The organism is Rhizobium sullae, from assembly GCF_025200715.1.
Lineage (GTDB): Bacteria > Pseudomonadota > Alphaproteobacteria > Rhizobiales > Rhizobiaceae > Rhizobium > Rhizobium sullae.
The window spans coordinates 1,979,495-1,996,426 of sequence record NZ_CP104143.1 but is presented as its reverse complement, the minus strand read 5'-3'; the positions used below and the strand labels follow the sequence as shown (position 1 = coordinate 1,996,426).

The 16,932-nt window shown below is 59.8% G+C and carries 13 protein-coding genes; 11 read left to right on the top strand and 2 right to left on the bottom strand.

Features of this window, described 5'->3' with window-relative positions; all coding sequences use genetic code 11:
• The first annotated feature begins 115 nt into the window (after window positions 1-115).
• The 8 genes from secE to rpoC all read left to right on the top strand — a co-directional run bounded on the left by secE (window position 116) and on the right by rpoC (window position 12,265).
• The gene (gene secE, locus N2599_RS10125) at window positions 116-316 is read left to right on the top strand and encodes a preprotein translocase subunit SecE (RefSeq protein WP_027513636.1); all 201 of its coding nucleotides are present in this window, start codon (window positions 116-118) and stop codon (window positions 314-316) included.
• A gap of 17 nt (window positions 317-333) precedes the next feature.
• Window positions 334-864, top strand: a complete 531-nt coding sequence (gene nusG, locus N2599_RS10120; RefSeq protein WP_027513637.1) for a transcription termination/antitermination protein NusG — start codon at window positions 334-336, stop codon at window positions 862-864.
• 182 nt (window positions 865-1,046) lie between these two features.
• On the top strand, window positions 1,047-1,478 hold the full coding sequence (rplK, locus tag N2599_RS10115) for a 50S ribosomal protein L11 (RefSeq protein WP_027513638.1): 432 nt from the start codon (window positions 1,047-1,049) through the stop codon (window positions 1,476-1,478).
• A gap of 1 nt (window position 1,479) precedes the next feature.
• The gene (gene rplA, locus N2599_RS10110; RefSeq protein WP_027513639.1) at window positions 1,480-2,178 is read left to right on the top strand and encodes a 50S ribosomal protein L1; all 699 of its coding nucleotides are present in this window, start codon (window positions 1,480-1,482) and stop codon (window positions 2,176-2,178) included.
• 327 nt (window positions 2,179-2,505) lie between these two features.
• Window positions 2,506-3,024, top strand: a complete 519-nt coding sequence (gene rplJ, locus N2599_RS10105) for a 50S ribosomal protein L10 (protein WP_027513640.1) — start codon at window positions 2,506-2,508, stop codon at window positions 3,022-3,024.
• 58 nt (window positions 3,025-3,082) lie between these two features.
• Window positions 3,083-3,463, top strand: coding sequence for a 50S ribosomal protein L7/L12 (rplL, locus tag N2599_RS10100; protein ID WP_027513641.1), 381 nt, complete (start codon window positions 3,083-3,085; stop codon window positions 3,461-3,463).
• A 258-nt stretch (window positions 3,464-3,721) separates the two neighbouring features.
• A complete protein-coding gene (rpoB, locus tag N2599_RS10095; protein ID WP_027513642.1) occupies window positions 3,722-7,864 on the top strand; it encodes a DNA-directed RNA polymerase subunit beta in 4,143 nt (1,380 codons plus the stop codon).
• A gap of 189 nt (window positions 7,865-8,053) precedes the next feature.
• Complete coding sequence (gene rpoC, locus N2599_RS10090; RefSeq protein ID WP_027513643.1) at window positions 8,054-12,265, top strand: DNA-directed RNA polymerase subunit beta'; 4,212 nt, start codon at window positions 8,054-8,056, stop codon at window positions 12,263-12,265.
• A 360-nt stretch (window positions 12,266-12,625) separates the two neighbouring features.
• Here rpoC and N2599_RS10085 read toward each other — a convergent pair whose 3' ends face one another.
• Both N2599_RS10085 and N2599_RS10080 read right to left on the bottom strand, forming a co-directional pair.
• Entirely contained in the window at window positions 12,626-13,051 is a 426-nt protein-coding gene (locus tag N2599_RS10085) for an NUDIX hydrolase (RefSeq protein ID WP_037144119.1), read from the bottom strand.
• A gap of 9 nt (window positions 13,052-13,060) precedes the next feature.
• Window positions 13,061-13,354: a hypothetical protein gene (locus N2599_RS10080; RefSeq protein ID WP_027513645.1), complete on the bottom strand. Its 294-nt coding sequence runs from the start codon at window positions 13,352-13,354 to the stop codon at window positions 13,061-13,063.
• Between the two features lie 500 nt (window positions 13,355-13,854).
• Here N2599_RS10080 and rpsL point away from each other — a divergent pair, with 500 nt between their 5' ends.
• From rpsL to fusA, 3 genes are all read left to right on the top strand, one after another.
• Window positions 13,855-14,226, top strand: coding sequence for a 30S ribosomal protein S12 (rpsL, locus tag N2599_RS10075; RefSeq protein ID WP_022719193.1), 372 nt, complete (start codon window positions 13,855-13,857; stop codon window positions 14,224-14,226).
• 76 nt (window positions 14,227-14,302) lie between these two features.
• Window positions 14,303-14,773 (top strand): 30S ribosomal protein S7, encoded by a 471-nt coding sequence (rpsG, locus tag N2599_RS10070; RefSeq protein ID WP_027513646.1) that lies wholly within the window; start codon window positions 14,303-14,305, stop codon window positions 14,771-14,773.
• A 29-nt stretch (window positions 14,774-14,802) separates the two neighbouring features.
• Window positions 14,803-16,902, top strand: a complete 2,100-nt coding sequence (gene fusA, locus N2599_RS10065) for an elongation factor G (RefSeq protein WP_027513647.1) — start codon at window positions 14,803-14,805, stop codon at window positions 16,900-16,902.
• Window positions 16,903-16,932: the final 30 nt, after the last annotated feature.

Here is a 16,932-nt window from a genome sequence, read left to right as displayed (position 1 = left end):
ATGGCGGTTTCCCTCTTGTGCAATTGGGAATCGGTGTTTATGTAGGGTTCAACAGACACGCGGTGCGTGGGGCTGATATATTCAGCTTTACGCGCCGTAATTGCGTGGGCAGTCGATGGCATCCAAATCCAATCCGTTTGCGTTCCTGCAGCAGGTGCGCGCCGAAACGTCCAAGGTTACCTGGCCGTCTCGCCGTGAAACTATGATCTCGACGATCATGGTGCTGGTGATGGTGGTATTTGCCGCGCTGTTTTTCTTTGCTGCTGACCAGCTGATTGGCTGGGCTTTGAGCTACGTGCTCAACACCGGCAACTGATCGGGTGGAGATATAAGATGGCGGCACGTTGGTATATCGTCCACGCGTATTCGAATTTTGAAAAGAAGGTGGCTGAATCCATCGAGGAGAAGGCCAGGCAGAAGGGTCTCGGGCATCTTTTCGAAAAGATCCTCGTGCCAACCGAGAAGGTGGTCGAAGTGCGCCGCGGCCGCAAGGTCGACAGCGAGCGCAAGTTCTTCCCCGGCTATGTCATGGTTCGTGCGAACCTGACGGACGAGGCCTACCACCTGATCAAGAACACGCCGAAGGTCACTGGTTTCCTCGGCTCCGACAACAAGCCCGTTCCGATTCCGGACTCCGAAGCCGAGCGCATTCTCGGTCAGGTCCAGGAAGGCGTCGAGCGGCCGAAGGCTTCCATTACCTTCGAGATCGGCGAACAGGTCCGCGTTTCGGACGGCCCGTTCGCGTCGTTCAACGGCACGGTTCAGGATGTGGACGAAGAGCGTTCGCGCCTGAAGGTGGAAGTGTCGATCTTCGGCCGCGCGACCCCGGTCGAACTGGAATACGGTCAGGTCGAGAAGGTCTGATTTTTTTGAGATCGGAAGTCAGTCGGTATTGACTGGCTTCTGCGCGGCGAAAGCCGCGAACCGCGTGGAAGGTGAGAGGGGTCTTAGCCGGGCCTTCGAGATCCGCACCACGCAACCGCAGCCGCCGGAGAAATCCGGCATCACTGGCCGGGCGACCGGTCATCAATGAAAGGCAGAGAGTTATGGCTAAGAAAGTTGCAGGCCAGCTCAAGCTTCAGGTCAAGGCAGGATCGGCAAACCCGTCCCCGCCGATTGGCCCGGCGCTTGGTCAGCGTGGCATTAACATCATGGAATTCTGCAAGGCGTTCAATGCCGCCACGCAGGAAATGGAAAAGGGCATGCCGATCCCGGTCGTCATCACCTATTACCAGGACAAGTCCTTTACCTTCGCGATGAAGCAGCCGCCCGTCAGCTACTTCCTCAAGAAGGAAGCGAAGATCCAGTCCGGCTCGAAGACGCCCGGTAAGGGCGCCGTCGCAGGCAAGCTGACCAAGGCTCAGGTCAAGGCGATTGCCGAAGCGAAGATGAAGGACCTGAACGCCGCGGATATCGAAGGCGCAATGGCCATGATCGAGGGTTCTGCCCGCGCCATGGGCCTGGAAGTGGTGGCGTAACATGGTAAAGCTTGCAAAGCGTATTCAGAAGATCCGCGAAGGCGTGGATCCGACCAAACTGGTCGCCCTTAACGACGCCATCTCGATGGTCAAGGAACGTGCGATCGCCAAGTTCGACGAAACGATCGAAATCGCCATGAACCTCGGCGTCGATCCGCGCCACGCAGACCAGATGGTCCGCGGTGTGGTCAATCTGCCGAACGGTACGGGCCGCGACGTTCGCGTCGCCGTTTTCGCTCGCGGCGTCAAGGCTGACGAAGCCAAGGCAGCCGGTGCCGACATCGTTGGCGCAGAAGAGCTGGTTGAAATCGTCCAGGGCGGCAAGATCGATTTCGATCGCGTTATCGCGACCCCGGACATGATGCCGCTCGTCGGTCGTCTCGGTAAGGTACTCGGCCCGCGCGGCATGATGCCGAACCCGAAGGTCGGAACGGTTACGATGGACGTTACCGGCGCGATCAAGGCTTCCAAGGGCGGCGCCGTCGAGTTCCGCGTCGAGAAGGCTGGTATCGTGCATGCCGGTATCGGCAAGGCTTCGTTCGACGCCAAGGCTCTTGAAGAAAACATCAAGGCTTTCGCTGATGCCGTCATCAAGGCGAAGCCGGCTGGTGCGAAGGGCAACTACCTCAAGCGCGTGGCGATCTCTTCGACCATGGGTCCGGGTGTCAAGATCGACCCGTCGTCGGTCACGGCCTCTTAACGAATTTCATCGGGCTCTGCCCGGTGGCAAGAATTCCGGCCTCGAAAGGGGCCGGAATATTCCGGAGAAATCCGGAATCCTGTCCGAGATTGCAGGTGGTTTTCCCTTAATCACTTTGGCCTGCATGAGACGGGTAAGACCCGAATTTCGATGAAGCCTGGCTTCATGGATTTGGTTCGAGCCTTGGATGCCTTGTGCCTTCGGCCTTTTGGCGCGAAGCGCGAGGGGACAGGATCCTCAAGCGCCGCTTGGGATCGCTTCTGATCCCGGGAGGCAAAGGCAACCCGGTGGGGTCCGTTTCACGGTCCCGCCAACTGGAGATAGGCAGTGGAAAGAGCGGAAAAACGCGAATTCGTCACGGAACTGAACGAAGTCTTCAAGGCTTCGGGCTCGGTTGTCGTGGCCCACTATGCTGGTGCTACAGTCGCGCAGATGAACGACTTCCGTTCGAAGATGCGCGCTGCTGGCGGCACCGTCAGAGTCGCGAAAAACCGCCTGGCCAAGATCGCCCTTCAGGGTACGGAAGCGGAAGGGATTTCCAATCTCTTCACCGGTCAGACGCTGATTGCATACAGCGCCGATCCGATCACCGCTCCGAAAGTCGTCGTGGATTTCGCCAAGGGCAACGACAAGATCGTTGTGCTCGGCGGCGCCATGGGAACAACCACGCTCAACGCCGATGCAGTCAAGTCGCTTGCGACCCTGCCGTCGTTGGACGAACTGCGCGCGAAGCTACTGGGCATGATCCAGACACCGGCTACTCGCATCGCAAGCGTTGTTGCAGCACCGGCAAGCCAGCTTGCCCGCGTGTTTTCGGCTTACGCCAAGAAGGACGAAGCCGCTTAAGGCGGTTTTTCGCTGTTTATAGAAAACCGGTTCGAACCGAACAAAAGGAACTGAAAAAATGGCTGATCTCGCAAAGATCGTAGACGACCTCTCCTCGCTGACCGTTCTGGAAGCTGCAGAACTGTCCAAGCTTCTCGAAGAAAAGTGGGGCGTTTCCGCCGCTGCTCCGGTAGCTGTTGCTGCCGCTGCTGGTGGTGCTGGCGCTGCTGCTGCCGTTGAAGAAGAAAAGACCGAGTTCGACGTCATCCTCACGGATGCCGGCGCAAACAAGATCAACGTCATCAAGGAAGTCCGCGCTATCACCGGCCTCGGCCTCAAGGAAGCCAAGGACCTCGTTGAAGCCGCTCCGAAGGCTGTCAAGGAAGGCGTTTCCAAGGCTGAAGCCGCTGACCTCAAGAAGAAGCTTGAAGACGCCGGCGCAAAGGCCGACGTCAAGTAATCTTGAACTGCATCTGGGAGGCGGTGCTTACCGTCTCCCATTTGCCGTTTTTGTGAACGAATTACCCAAAAGCCGCGTGAAACCGGCTTTTGGGTAATGGGTTCTTCAAGAGCATAGTCTCGAACCGAAGCGCAGGGCGATCCGGCCATGTGGCTTCGGGAAGTGGGACGAGATTGAATTATCCATTGATCGACGGGATCGCCTGGCCAGCGGTTCCCGTCCGTTGCAGGCCCGGATGCAATTTTTGAAGGAGCGACGATGGCTCAGACCCTTTCGTTCAACGGTCGTAGGCGCGTACGCAAGTTTTTTGGTAAAATCCCCGAAGTCGCAGAAATGCCGAACCTCATCGAGGTTCAGAAGGCGTCCTACGACCAATTCCTGATGGTTGAAGAGCCCAAGGGCGGCCGCCCTGACGAAGGTCTCCAGGCTGTCTTCAAGTCAGTTTTCCCGATCACGGACTTCTCCGGCGCTTCGATGCTGGAATTCGTGTCCTATGAGTTCGAGCCGCCGAAGTTCGACGTCGACGAGTGCCGCCAGCGCGACCTGACCTACGCCGCGCCGCTGAAGGTCACCCTCCGCCTTATCGTGTTTGATATCGACGAGGATACCGGCGCGAAGTCGATCAAGGACATCAAGGAACAGTCCGTCTACATGGGCGACATGCCGCTCATGACGAACAACGGTACCTTCATCGTGAACGGCACCGAGCGCGTTATCGTGTCCCAGATGCACCGTTCACCGGGCGTCTTCTTCGACCACGACAAGGGCAAGAGCCATTCTTCCGGCAAGCTGCTCTTCGCCGCTCGCGTGATCCCGTACCGCGGTTCCTGGCTCGACATCGAATTCGACGCCAAGGACATCGTCTACGCCCGCATCGACCGCCGCCGCAAGATTCCGGTGTCGTCGCTGCTGATGGCCCTCGGCATGGATGGCGAGGAAATCCTCGACACCTTCTACACGAAGTCGCTCTACAAGCGCGACGGCGAAGGCTGGCGTATTCCCTTCCAGCCCGAAACGCTGAAGGGCGCCAAGGCGATCACCGAGATGGTCGACGCCGACACCGGCGAAGTCGTTGTCGAAGCCGGTAAGAAGCTGACCCCGCGTCTGCTCCGCACTCTCTCCGACAAGGGCCTCAAAGCTCTGAAGGCGACGGACGACGATCTCTACGGCAACTACCTCGCAGAAGACATCGTCAACTACTCGACGGGTGAGATCTATCTCGAAGCCGGCGACGAAATCGACGAGAAAACCCTGCCGGTCATCCTCGCCAACGGTTTCGACGAAATTCCGGTTCTCGGCATCGACCACATCAATGTCGGCGCCTACATCCGCAATACGCTCAACGCAGACAAGAACGAGAACCGCCAGGACGCGCTGTTCGACATCTACCGCGTCATGCGTCCGGGTGAACCGCCGACCATGGAATCAGCCGAAGCCATGTTCAACTCGCTGTTCTTCGATGCGGAGCGTTACGACCTCTCCGCCGTCGGCCGCGTGAAGATGAACATGCGCCTCGACCTCGACGTCGAAGACACCGTCCGCGTGCTGCGCAAGGACGACATCCTGGCCGTGGTCAAGATGCTCGTCGAGCTGCGTGACGGCAAGGGCGAGATCGATGACATCGACAACCTCGGCAACCGCCGCGTCCGCTCGGTCGGCGAGCTGATGGAAAACCAGTACCGCCTCGGTCTGCTCCGCATGGAGCGCGCGATCAAGGAACGTATGTCCTCGATCGAGATCGATACGGTGATGCCGCAGGATCTGATCAACGCGAAGCCGGCCGCTGCCGCCGTTCGCGAGTTCTTCGGCTCCTCGCAGCTGTCGCAGTTCATGGACCAGGTCAATCCGTTGTCGGAAATCACCCACAAGCGCCGTCTTTCGGCACTTGGTCCGGGTGGTCTGACCCGCGAGCGCGCCGGCTTTGAAGTCCGCGACGTTCATCCGACCCACTACGGCCGTATTTGCCCGATCGAAACGCCGGAAGGCCCGAACATCGGTCTTATCAACTCGCTGGCGACCTTTGCGCGCGTCAACAAGTACGGCTTCATCGAGAGCCCATACCGCCGCATCATCGACGGCAAGGTGACGAACGACGTTCTTTACCTGTCGGCGATGGAAGAGGCGAAGTACTATGTCGCGCAGGCCAACGCCGAGCTCGACAAGGAAGGTTCCTTCGTTGACGAATTCGTCGTCTGCCGTCACGCCGGCGAAGTCATGCTCGCCCCGCGCGACAGCATGAACCTGATGGACGTCTCGCCGAAGCAGGTCGTTTCGGTCGCTGCCGCTCTCATCCCGTTCCTGGAAAACGACGACGCCAACCGCGCCCTCATGGGTTCGAACATGCAGCGTCAGGCAGTTCCGCTGCTGCGCGCTGAAGCACCGTTCGTCGGCACCGGCATGGAGCCGATCGTTGCTCGTGACTCGGGTGCTGCCATCGGCGCACGCCGCGGCGGTGTCGTCGACCAGGTCGACGCGACGCGTATCGTCATCCGCGCAACGGAAGACCTCGAAGCCGGCAAGTCCGGCGTCGACATCTACCGCCTGCAGAAGTTCCAGCGTTCGAACCAGAACACGTGCGTCAACCAGCGTCCGCTGGTCACCGTCGGTGACGTTGTCAACCGCGGCGACATTCTCGCGGACGGTCCGTCGACCGACCTCGGCGACCTGGCTCTCGGCCGCAACGCGCTCGTCGCGTTCATGCCGTGGAACGGCTACAACTACGAAGACTCGATCCTGCTTTCGGAGCGCATCGTTGCCGACGACGTGTTCACCTCCATCCACATCGAAGAATTCGAAGTGATGGCGCGCGACACGAAGCTCGGTCCGGAAGAAATCACGCGCGACATTCCGAACGTTTCGGAGGAAGCGCTGAAGAACCTCGACGAAGCAGGCATCGTCTACATCGGCGCCGAAGTTCAGCCGGGCGATATCCTCGTCGGCAAGATCACGCCGAAGGGCGAGAGCCCGATGACGCCGGAAGAAAAGCTCCTGCGCGCCATCTTCGGCGAAAAGGCGTCCGACGTCCGCGACACCTCCATGCGCATGCCGCCCGGCACCTACGGCACAATCGTCGAAGTGCGCGTCTTCAATCGTCACGGCGTTGAAAAGGACGAGCGCGCCATGGCGATCGAGCGCGAAGAGATCGAGCGTCTTGCCAAGGACCGCGACGACGAACAGGCGATCCTCGACCGTAACGTCTACGGCCGCCTGATCGAGATGCTCCGCGGCCAGATGTCCATCGCCGGCCCGAAGGGCTTCAAGAAGGGCGCGGAGCTTTCGAACGCAGTCGTTTCCGAATATCCCCGCTCGCAGTGGTGGATGTTCGCGGTCGAGGACGAGAAGGTCCAGAGCGAACTCGAAGCACTCCGCGGCCAGTACGACGAATCCAAGTCGCGCCTTGAACAGCGCTTCATGGACAAGGTCGAGAAGGTCCAGCGCGGCGACGAAATGCCTCCGGGCGTCATGAAGATGGTCAAGGTCTTCGTTGCTGTGAAGCGCAAGATCCAGCCGGGCGACAAGATGGCCGGCCGTCACGGCAACAAGGGTGTCGTGTCCCGCATCGTACCAGTCGAAGACATGCCGTTCCTCGAAGACGGCACGCATGTCGACGTCGTTCTGAACCCGCTCGGCGTGCCTTCGCGCATGAACGTCGGCCAGATCCTCGAGACGCACCTCGGCTGGGCTTGCGCCGGCATGGGCAAGCAGATCGGCGATCTGATCGAAGCCTACAAGGCGAACGGCAATATCGAGCCATTGCGCAAGACGATCGGCGACGTTGTCGGCGACGGTCCGAAGGCCGAACAGGTCAAGGACTTCGACGACGACTCGGTTCTGCGTCTTGCGGACCAGTGGAAGCGCGGCGTTTCGATTGCAACGCCGGTCTTCGACGGTGCCCATGAAGGCGATGTAAACGACATGCTGCGTCTGGCTGGTCTCAAGGACTCGGGCCAGTCGACGCTGTACGACGGCCGTACCGGCGAGCAGTTCGACCGTCAGGTGACCGTGGGCTACATCTACATGCTGAAGCTCAACCACCTGGTCGACGACAAGATCCATGCCCGTTCGATCGGTCCTTATTCGCTAGTGACCCAGCAGCCGCTGGGCGGCAAGGCGCAGTTCGGCGGTCAGCGCTTCGGCGAAATGGAGGTCTGGGCTCTGGAAGCATACGGCGCGGCCTACACGCTGCAGGAAATGCTGACGGTGAAGTCGGACGACGTTGCCGGCCGCACCAAGGTCTACGAAGCCATCGTCCGGGGCGACGATACGTTCGAAGCGGGTATTCCCGAAAGCTTCAACGTTCTCGTCAAGGAAATGCGCTCACTGGGCCTTTCGGTCGAGCTGGAGAACTCGAAGGTCGAGGACCTGCAGCAGGCGAACCAGCTGCCGGACGCGGCCGAGTAACCACTTGATAGGGTGTGCGCCTTTAAGAGGCGCACACCGTTCCCGCCAAGGCCCCGCAACGTGTCGGCCGGGCAGGGACGTTTCTGCCGCATTGTGCGGTTATTGTCGTTTTGAGCGTTGGCGCGGCTCCCGGGATTTGCCGCCGACCATCGCAAGCCAAGGGCGCATTCGCCCATGAAGGAGACAGGCATGAACCAAGAGGTCATGAATCTTTTCAATCCGCAGGTGCCTGCACAGAATTTCGACTCCATCCGGATTTCGATCGCCTCTCCGGAGAAGATCCTTTCCTGGTCCTACGGTGAGATCAAGAAGCCGGAAACCATCAACTACCGCACGTTCAAGCCGGAACGCGACGGTCTCTTCTGCGCGCGCATCTTCGGGCCGATCAAGGACTACGAGTGCCTTTGCGGCAAGTACAAGCGCATGAAGTACAAGGGCATCATCTGCGAAAAGTGCGGCGTCGAAGTCACGCTGTCGCGCGTTCGCCGCGAGCGCATGGGCCATATCGAGCTTGCCGCGCCCGTTGCCCACATCTGGTTCCTGAAGTCGCTGCCGAGCCGCATTTCCACGCTGCTCGACATGACGCTGAAGGATGTCGAGCGCGTCCTCTACTTCGAGAACTACATCGTCACCGAGCCGGGCCTCACTGCCCTCAAGGAGCATCAGCTCCTCTCGGAAGAAGAGTACATGCTCGCCGTCGACGAATATGGCGAAGACCAGTTCACGGCGATGATCGGCGCTGAAGCCATCTACGAGATGCTCGCCTCGATGAACCTCGAGAAGATCGCCGGCGATCTGCGTTCCGAGCTTGCCGACACCACGTCGGATCTCAAGCAGAAGAAGCTGATGAAGCGCTTGAAGATCGTCGAGAACTTCATGGACTCCGGCAATCGTCCGGAATGGATGATCATGAAGGTCGTTCCGGTGATTCCGCCGGACCTGCGTCCGCTCGTTCCGCTCGATGGCGGCCGTTTCGCGACGTCGGACCTCAACGATCTCTATCGCCGTGTCATCAACCGTAACAACCGTCTGAAGCGCCTGATCGAGCTTCGTGCGCCGGGTATCATCATCCGCAACGAAAAGCGTATGCTGCAGGAATCCGTTGACGCGCTATTCGACAACGGCCGCCGCGGCCGCGTCATCACGGGCGCCAACAAGCGCCCGCTGAAGTCGCTCTCCGACATGCTGAAGGGTAAGCAGGGCCGCTTCCGCCAGAACCTGCTCGGTAAGCGCGTCGACTATTCCGGCCGTTCCGTCATCGTGACCGGTCCGGAACTGAAGCTGCACCAGTGCGGCCTGCCGAAGAAGATGGCGCTCGAACTCTTCAAGCCGTTCATCTATGCCCGCCTCGACGCCAAGGGTTACTCCTCGACCGTCAAGCAGGCGAAAAAGCTGGTCGAGAAGGAAAAGCCGGAAGTCTGGGATATCCTCGACGAGGTTATCCGCGAGCATCCGGTTCTCCTGAACCGCGCACCGACGCTGCACCGCCTGGGCATCCAGGCCTTCGAGCCTATCCTGGTCGAGGGCAAGGCGATCCAGCTGCATCCGCTCGTCTGCACTGCCTTCAACGCCGACTTCGACGGCGACCAGATGGCCGTTCACGTGCCGCTGTCGCTCGAAGCCCAGCTCGAAGCCCGCGTCCTGATGATGTCGACGAACAACATCCTGCACCCGGCAAACGGTGCACCGATCATCGTTCCGTCGCAGGACATGGTTCTCGGCCTCTACTACCTCTCGATCATGAACCAGAACGAGCCGGGCGAAGGGATGGCCTTCTCGGACCTCGGCGAGTTGCATCATGCTCTCGAAAGCAAGGTCGTGACGCTGCACACCAAGATCCGCGGCCGCTTCAAGTCGATCGGCGAGGACGGCAAGCCGTACTCCAAGATCTATGAAACGACGCCTGGCCGCCTGCTCATCGGCGAACTACTGCCGAAGAACGGCAAGGTGCCTTTCGACATCTGCAACCAGGAAATGACCAAGAAGAACATCTCCAAGATGATCGACACGGTCTACCGTCATTGCGGCCAGAAGGACACGGTCATTTTCTGCGACCGCATCATGCAGCTCGGTTTCTCGCATGCCTGCCGCGCCGGCATCTCGTTCGGCAAGGACGACATGGTGATCCCGGATACCAAGGTGAAGATCGTCGGCGATACCGAAGCGCTCGTGAAGGAATACGAGCAGCAGTACAACGACGGTCTCATCACCCAGGGCGAAAAGTACAACAAGGTGGTCGACGCTTGGGGCAAGGCCACCGAGAAGGTCGCCGAAGAAATGATGGCCCGCATTAAGGCCATCGAATTCGACGAGGCAACCGGCCGTCAGAAGCCGATGAACTCGATCTATATGATGAGCCACTCCGGCGCCCGCGGTTCGCCGAACCAGATGCGTCAGCTGGGCGGCATGCGCGGCCTGATGGCCAAGCCCTCGGGCGAGATCATCGAAACGCCGATCATCTCGAACTTCAAGGAAGGCCTGACCGTCAACGAGTACTTCAACTCGACGCACGGCGCCCGCAAGGGTCTGGCAGACACCGCCTTGAAGACGGCAAACTCGGGCTACCTGACCCGCCGTCTTGTCGATGTCGCGCAGGATTGCATCGTCAACTCCGTGGATTGCGGCACCGACAAGGGCCTCACCATGACCGCCATCGTCGATGCCGGTCAGGTCGTCGCCTCGATCGGCGCACGCATCCTCGGCCGTACGGCGCTCGACAACATCGATCACCCGGTCACGGGCGAGCGCATCGTCGATGCCGGCAGGATGATCCTCGAGCCCGATGTCGTCGAGATCGAAAAGGCTGGTATCCAGTCGATCCGCATCCGTTCGGCACTGACCTGCGAAATCCAGACGGGCGTCTGCTCGGTCTGCTATGGCCGCGACCTCGCGCGCGGTACGCCGGTCAACATGGGCGAAGCAGTCGGGGTCATCGCGGCTCAGTCGATCGGCGAGCCGGGCACGCAGCTCACCATGCGTACCTTCCACCTTGGCGGTACGGCAACCGTGGTCGACCAGTCGTTCCTGGAAGCGTCGTATGAAGGCACGGTTCAGATCAAGAACCGCAACCTTCTGCGCAACTCCGAGGGCATCCTCGTTGCCATGGGCCGCAACATGACCGTGCAGATTCTGGACGAGCGTGGCGTTGAGCGCTCCTCGCAACGCGTTGCCTACGGTTCGAAGCTCTATGTCGATGAGGGCGACAAGGTGAAGCGCGGCCAGCGTCTGGCTGAGTGGGATCCGTACACCCGCCCGATAATGACGGAACTGGCCGGTACCGTTCAGTTCGAAGACGTTGTCGACGGTCTCTCCGTTCTCGAAGCGACCGACGAAGCCACCGGTATCACCAAGCGTCAGGTCATTGACTGGCGTTCGACGCCGCGTGGTTCCGACCTCAAGCCGGCAATCGTCATCAAGGACGCAAGCGGCAACGTCGCGAAGCTTTCGCGCGGCGGCGATGCCCGCTTCCTGCTCTCGGTCGAGGCAATCCTTTCGGTCGAGCCGGGCCAGAAGGTGTCTCAGGGCGACGTGCTTGCACGTTCGCCGCTGGAAAGCGCCAAGACCAAGGACATCACCGGCGGTCTGCCGCGTGTCGCCGAATTGTTCGAAGCCCGCCGTCCGAAAGACCATGCCATCATCGCTGAGATCGATGGTACGATCCGCCTCGGCCGCGACTACAAGAACAAGCGCCGCGTTATCATCGAGCCGGCGGAAGACGGTGTCGAGCCTGTCGAATACCTGATCCCGAAGGGCAAGCCCTTCCACCTTCAGGAAGGCGACTATATCGAAAAGGGTGACTACATCCTCGACGGTAACCCGGCACCGCACGACATCCTGGCGATCAAGGGCGTGGAGGCTTTGGCTTCCTATCTCGTCAACGAAATCCAGGAAGTCTACCGCTTGCAGGGCGTTGTCATCAACGACAAGCACATCGAGGTGATTGTCCGTCAGATGCTGCAGAAGGTGGAAATCACCGATGCGGGCGACTCGACCTATATCGTCGGCGACAATGTCGACCGTATCGAGCTTGAGGACGTCAACGACGGCCTGATCGAACAGGGCAAGAAGCCTGCCTATGGCGATCCGGTTCTTCTCGGCATCACCAAGGCGTCGCTGCAGACGCCGTCCTTCATCTCCGCCGCTTCCTTCCAGGAAACGACGAAGGTGCTGACGGAAGCTGCGATCGCCGGCAAGACTGACGGCCTGCAGGGTCTCAAGGAAAACGTCATCGTCGGCCGCCTCATCCCGGCCGGTACCGGCGGCACCATGACGGCGATCCGCCGCATCGCCACGTCGCGCGACGAGATGATCCTCGAAGAGCGCCGCAAGGGCACGGGCGCGGATGCCGCAACCCCGATGCTCCAGGACATGGCCAGCGAGAATGCCCCTGCTGGCGAATAACCGGCAGCCTCGGCCCTAGAATTGAAAAACCGCCCGGATCACCCCGGGCGGTTTTTTGTTTGGATTCGCGAGAGCATGAACGCCGGGGACGGTTCTCCTTTTGGTTGGCAACGATTACCGGGTCGGCACCAGAGTAACTTATGGAGGTAGTTCACATGGCTCAGAAGGGCGCGCGCCTTGTCAATGAACGGGAGAATTTGCTCGATGCCGCTTTGGCCCGCGCGATGGCCGACATCGAGGCTGGTCGTGTTCGACCGGCAGAGGACATTTTTGCAGAGTTGAAGGATCGATATGAGCGCCTCGTGGGACGTACATATTCTGCACGTCTTCAAGAGTGCGATAAACTAAGACGCGGATTAGTTAGGGAAGCTGGATGAGGCAGTTCTGCATTCCGTAACCGAGCTTGGTCTTTGCCGACGCTATGTCCATCCAGAAGAAGCGAAACAGAATCGGCTTGCCGCCGTCGAATGGCGTCATTTCGTGATGACGCCAGGTGTGGGGGTAGGGGTCTGCGAGAGCTGCATGATAATAATGCCGCCGGTGGCAGATGGTGGTGCCGTTCTTGATGAAGCGATAATCGTCGATTGCAAGCGGACGAAGAGGGTTGCTCAGCGCAAGACCTGTTTCCTCGGCGAATTCGCGGGCCGCCGCTTGCGCAAGGTCTTCGCCGCGTTCGACTGTCCCACCCGGAACCTGCAGTTTGATCTCCGGAAAATCCGGCTCGTCGAAAACCAGGAGCCGGCCGCGCCAGGTGGCGTAGATCAGCACCTTTTGCGCATCCGGCATAGTCACCTCTCAGTTGAAGCGGATGATCGCGACTTCGCCGTCGAGCGCGCCCTGGTAGGCCGACGCATGCGGCTCTTCGTCCGGCGCGTCGGTCAGCATGCCGATCTGGTCGAGGTCGGCTTCGATGAAGCCCTCTTCGGCAAGCGCGTTCAGCGCCTCGCGCACCGCGCTGTCGTCGTCGGCCGCCTTCAGCATCACATGCAGGTCAACACCCTCGGCGCCGTCAGACTCGTAGCCCTTGCCGATGATGATGAAGATCATCGGGCCCACGCTATTATTGTCGTTATCAGGCTTTTCGATCATTCATCGGTCCTTTGGCTCTGGCGATTCGAAAACGCGAATCTGCTTTGACAGGGCGTGCAGCCCGCGATCGCTGATTCCTTAGCCGTTTTTGCTGCGATGCCCAAGTTCAACTTGGCATGCGGCGTCCATTTCGTCTAAAAGCCTTCAAAGAGCGCACGGAGCCCGGGTTTCAAGGCGATCCGCCGAAGATTATTTATTAACCGGCCTTGACGAACCTGCGGGAAACCAGTAGTACCCGCGCCATCGGAACCCATGTGAGGCATGGCTGTCTGAGGCGTCTCGCCTTAGAGTTCTCCTCAAACAAGGTTCGAAACGCACGTTGAAGATATGATGCCTGCACGCATGACGCATGTCTTTTTTGCGTCCTCTGCCTTCGGTGGTCCATCTGCGCAAGCAGATCGGGCCACATTTTGCGCATTGACGTCAGTCGTGTGATCTTGCCGGAGACGGCGCGAGTTACGCCCGCAAGGGTTTGAAAGATAAACGTAAGGGATGGTTGAATGCCTACCGTAAACCAGCTGATCCGCAAGCCTCGCCAGGCAAGTGTAAAGCGTAACAAGGTTCCTGCACTGCAGGAAAACCCGCAGAAGCGCGGCGTTTGCACCCGCGTCTACACCACGACGCCGAAGAAGCCGAACTCGGCTCTGCGTAAGGTTGCCAAGATCCGCCTCACCAACGGCTTCGAAGTCATTGGTTACATCCCCGGCGAAGGCCACAACCTTCAGGAGCACTCCGTCGTCATGATCCGTGGCGGCCGCGTGAAGGACCTTCCGGGTGTCCGTTACCACATCATCCGCGGCGTTCTCGATACCCAGGGTGTCAAGAACCGCAAGCAGCGCCGTTCGAAGTACGGTGCGAAGCGTCCGAAGTAATTCGGGTTTGGTTTTCCGGCGCTGCGCGAGGTTCTCCGCGTGGTAAAGCGCCTTAACAGTTGAAGAGACGAGAAGTATGTCCCGACGTCACAGAGCAGAAAAGCGCGAAATCAACCCGGACCCGAAGTTCGGCGATCTGGTTGTCACGAAGTTCATGAATGCCATCATGCTCGACGGCAAGAAGTCCGTCGCTGAAAACATCGTATACGGCGCATTCGACGTCGTGCAGGGCAAGTCGAAGCAGGAGCCGGTTACGGTTTTCCATGCTGCGCTCGACAACATAGCCCCGCACGTTGAAGTCCGCTCGCGCCGCGTTGGTGGTGCGACCTACCAGGTCCCGGTCGACGTCCGTCCGGAGCGCCGTCAGGCTCTCGCCATTCGCTGGCTCATCGCTGCTGCCCGCAAGCGCAACGAAACGACCATGGTTGACCGCCTTTCGGGCGAGCTTCTCGATGCATCCAACAACCGCGGCAGTGCCGTTAAGAAGCGCGAAGACACGCACAAGATGGCTGACGCCAACCGTGCATTCTCGCACTATCGCTGGTAATTCCGCACGGTATCGAAAGGCAGTCCACAATGGCCCGCGAATATAAAATCGAAGACTACCGCAATTTCGGTATCATGGCGCACATCGACGCCGGCAAGACCACGACCACCGAGCGTATTCTTTACTACACCGGTAAGTCGCACAAGATCGGCGAAGTCCACGACGGCGCAGCCACGATGGACTGGATGGAGCAGGAGCAGGAGCGTGGCATCACGATCACGTCCGCGGCTACCACGACCTACTGGAAGGGCCGTGACGGCAAGACGCGCCGCTTCAACATCATCGACACCCCTGGCCACGTCGACTTCACCATCGAAGTCGAGCGTTCGCTGCGCGTTCTCGATGGTGCCATTGCGCTTCTCGACGCCAACGCCGGTGTCGAGCCGCAGACGGAAACCGTCTGGCGCCAGGCCGAGAAGTACAATGTTCCGCGCATGATCTTCTGCAACAAGATGGACAAGACCGGTGCGGACTTCTATCGCTCGGTCGAGATGATCAAGACACGTCTCGGCGCAACGGCTGTCGTCATGCAGCTGCCGATCGGTGCGGAGACGGAATTCAAGGGCGTTGTCGACCTGATCGAGATGAACGCTCTCATCTGGCGCGACGAGTCGCTCGGCGCGCAGTGGGACGTCGTCGAAATTCCGGAAGACATGAAGGCCAAGGCTGAAGAATATCGTGAAAAGCTGATCGAGACGGTTGTTGAGATCGACGAGGCCGCGATGGAAGCCTACCTCGAAGGCAACATGCCCGACAACGATCAGATCCGCGCGCTCGTTCGCCGCGGCACCATCGACGTCAAGTTCCATCCGATGTTCTGCGGTACTGCCTTCAAGAACAAGGGCGTTCAGCCGCTGCTCGACGCAGTTGTCGATTACCTGCCGTCGCCGCTCGACATTCCGGCGATCAAGGGTATCGACGTGAAGACGGAAGCTGAAATCGAGCGTCACCCCGATGACAGCGAACCGCTCTCCATGCTCGCCTTCAAGATCATGAACGACCCCTTCGTCGGTTCGCTCACGTTCGCCCGCATCTACTCCGGCAAGCTCGAGAAGGGCGCGTCGGTCATGAATACGGTCAAGGACAAGCGCGAGCGCGTCGGCCGCATGCTGCAGATGCACTCCAACTCACGCGAAGACATCGAAGAAGCCTTCGCCGGCGACATCGTCGCGCTCGCGGGCCTCAAGGAAACCACGACTGGCGATACGCTCTGCGATCCGCTGAAGCCGGTTATCCTCGAGCGCATGGAATTCCCCGAGCCGGTCATCCAGATCGCCATCGAGCCGAAGACCAAGGGCGACCAGGAAAAGATGGGCCTTGCGCTCAACCGTCTGGCTGCCGAAGATCCGTCCTTCCGTGTGAAGACGGACCAGGAATCGGGTCAGACGATCATCGCCGGCATGGGTGAACTTCACCTCGACATCATCGTCGACCGCATGCGTCGCGAGTTCAAGGTTGAAGCGACCGTCGGTGCGCCGCAGGTTGCCTACCGCGAAACCATCACGAAGAAGCACGAAGAAGACTACACGCACAAGAAGCAGTCCGGTGGTACCGGCCAGTTCGCACGCGTCAAGATCGTCTTCGAACCGAACCCCGAAGGCGACGACTTCAAGTTCGAGTCCAAGATCGTCGGCGGTGCTGTTCCGAAGGAATACATCCCGGGCGTCCAGAAGGGCATCGAAAGCGTTCTGTCCTCTGGTCCGCTGGCTGGCTTCCCGATGCTCGGCGTCAAGGCGACGCTCATCGACGGTGCCTACCACGACGTCGACTCGTCCGTGCTCGCGTTCGAAATCGCTTCCCGCGCCTGCTTCCGTGAAGCAGCGAAGAAGTCCGGCGCTCAGCTGCTCGAGCCGATGATGAAGGTCGAAGTCGTCACGCCGGAAGATTACGTCGGCGACGTCATCGGCGACCTGAACTCCCGCCGTGGTCAGATCCAGGGCCAGGAGAGCCGCGGTATCGCTGTCGTCATCAACGCCAACGTTCCGCTGGCGAACATGTTCAAGTACGTCGACAACCTGCGCTCCATGTCGCAGGGCCGCGCTCAGTACACGATGACCTTCGATCACTACGCGCCGGTCCCGTCGAACGTCGCAACTGAAATCCAGGCAAAGTATTCCGGTCAGAAGTGACCGGAATACCAATTGACCGATAACAAGAAT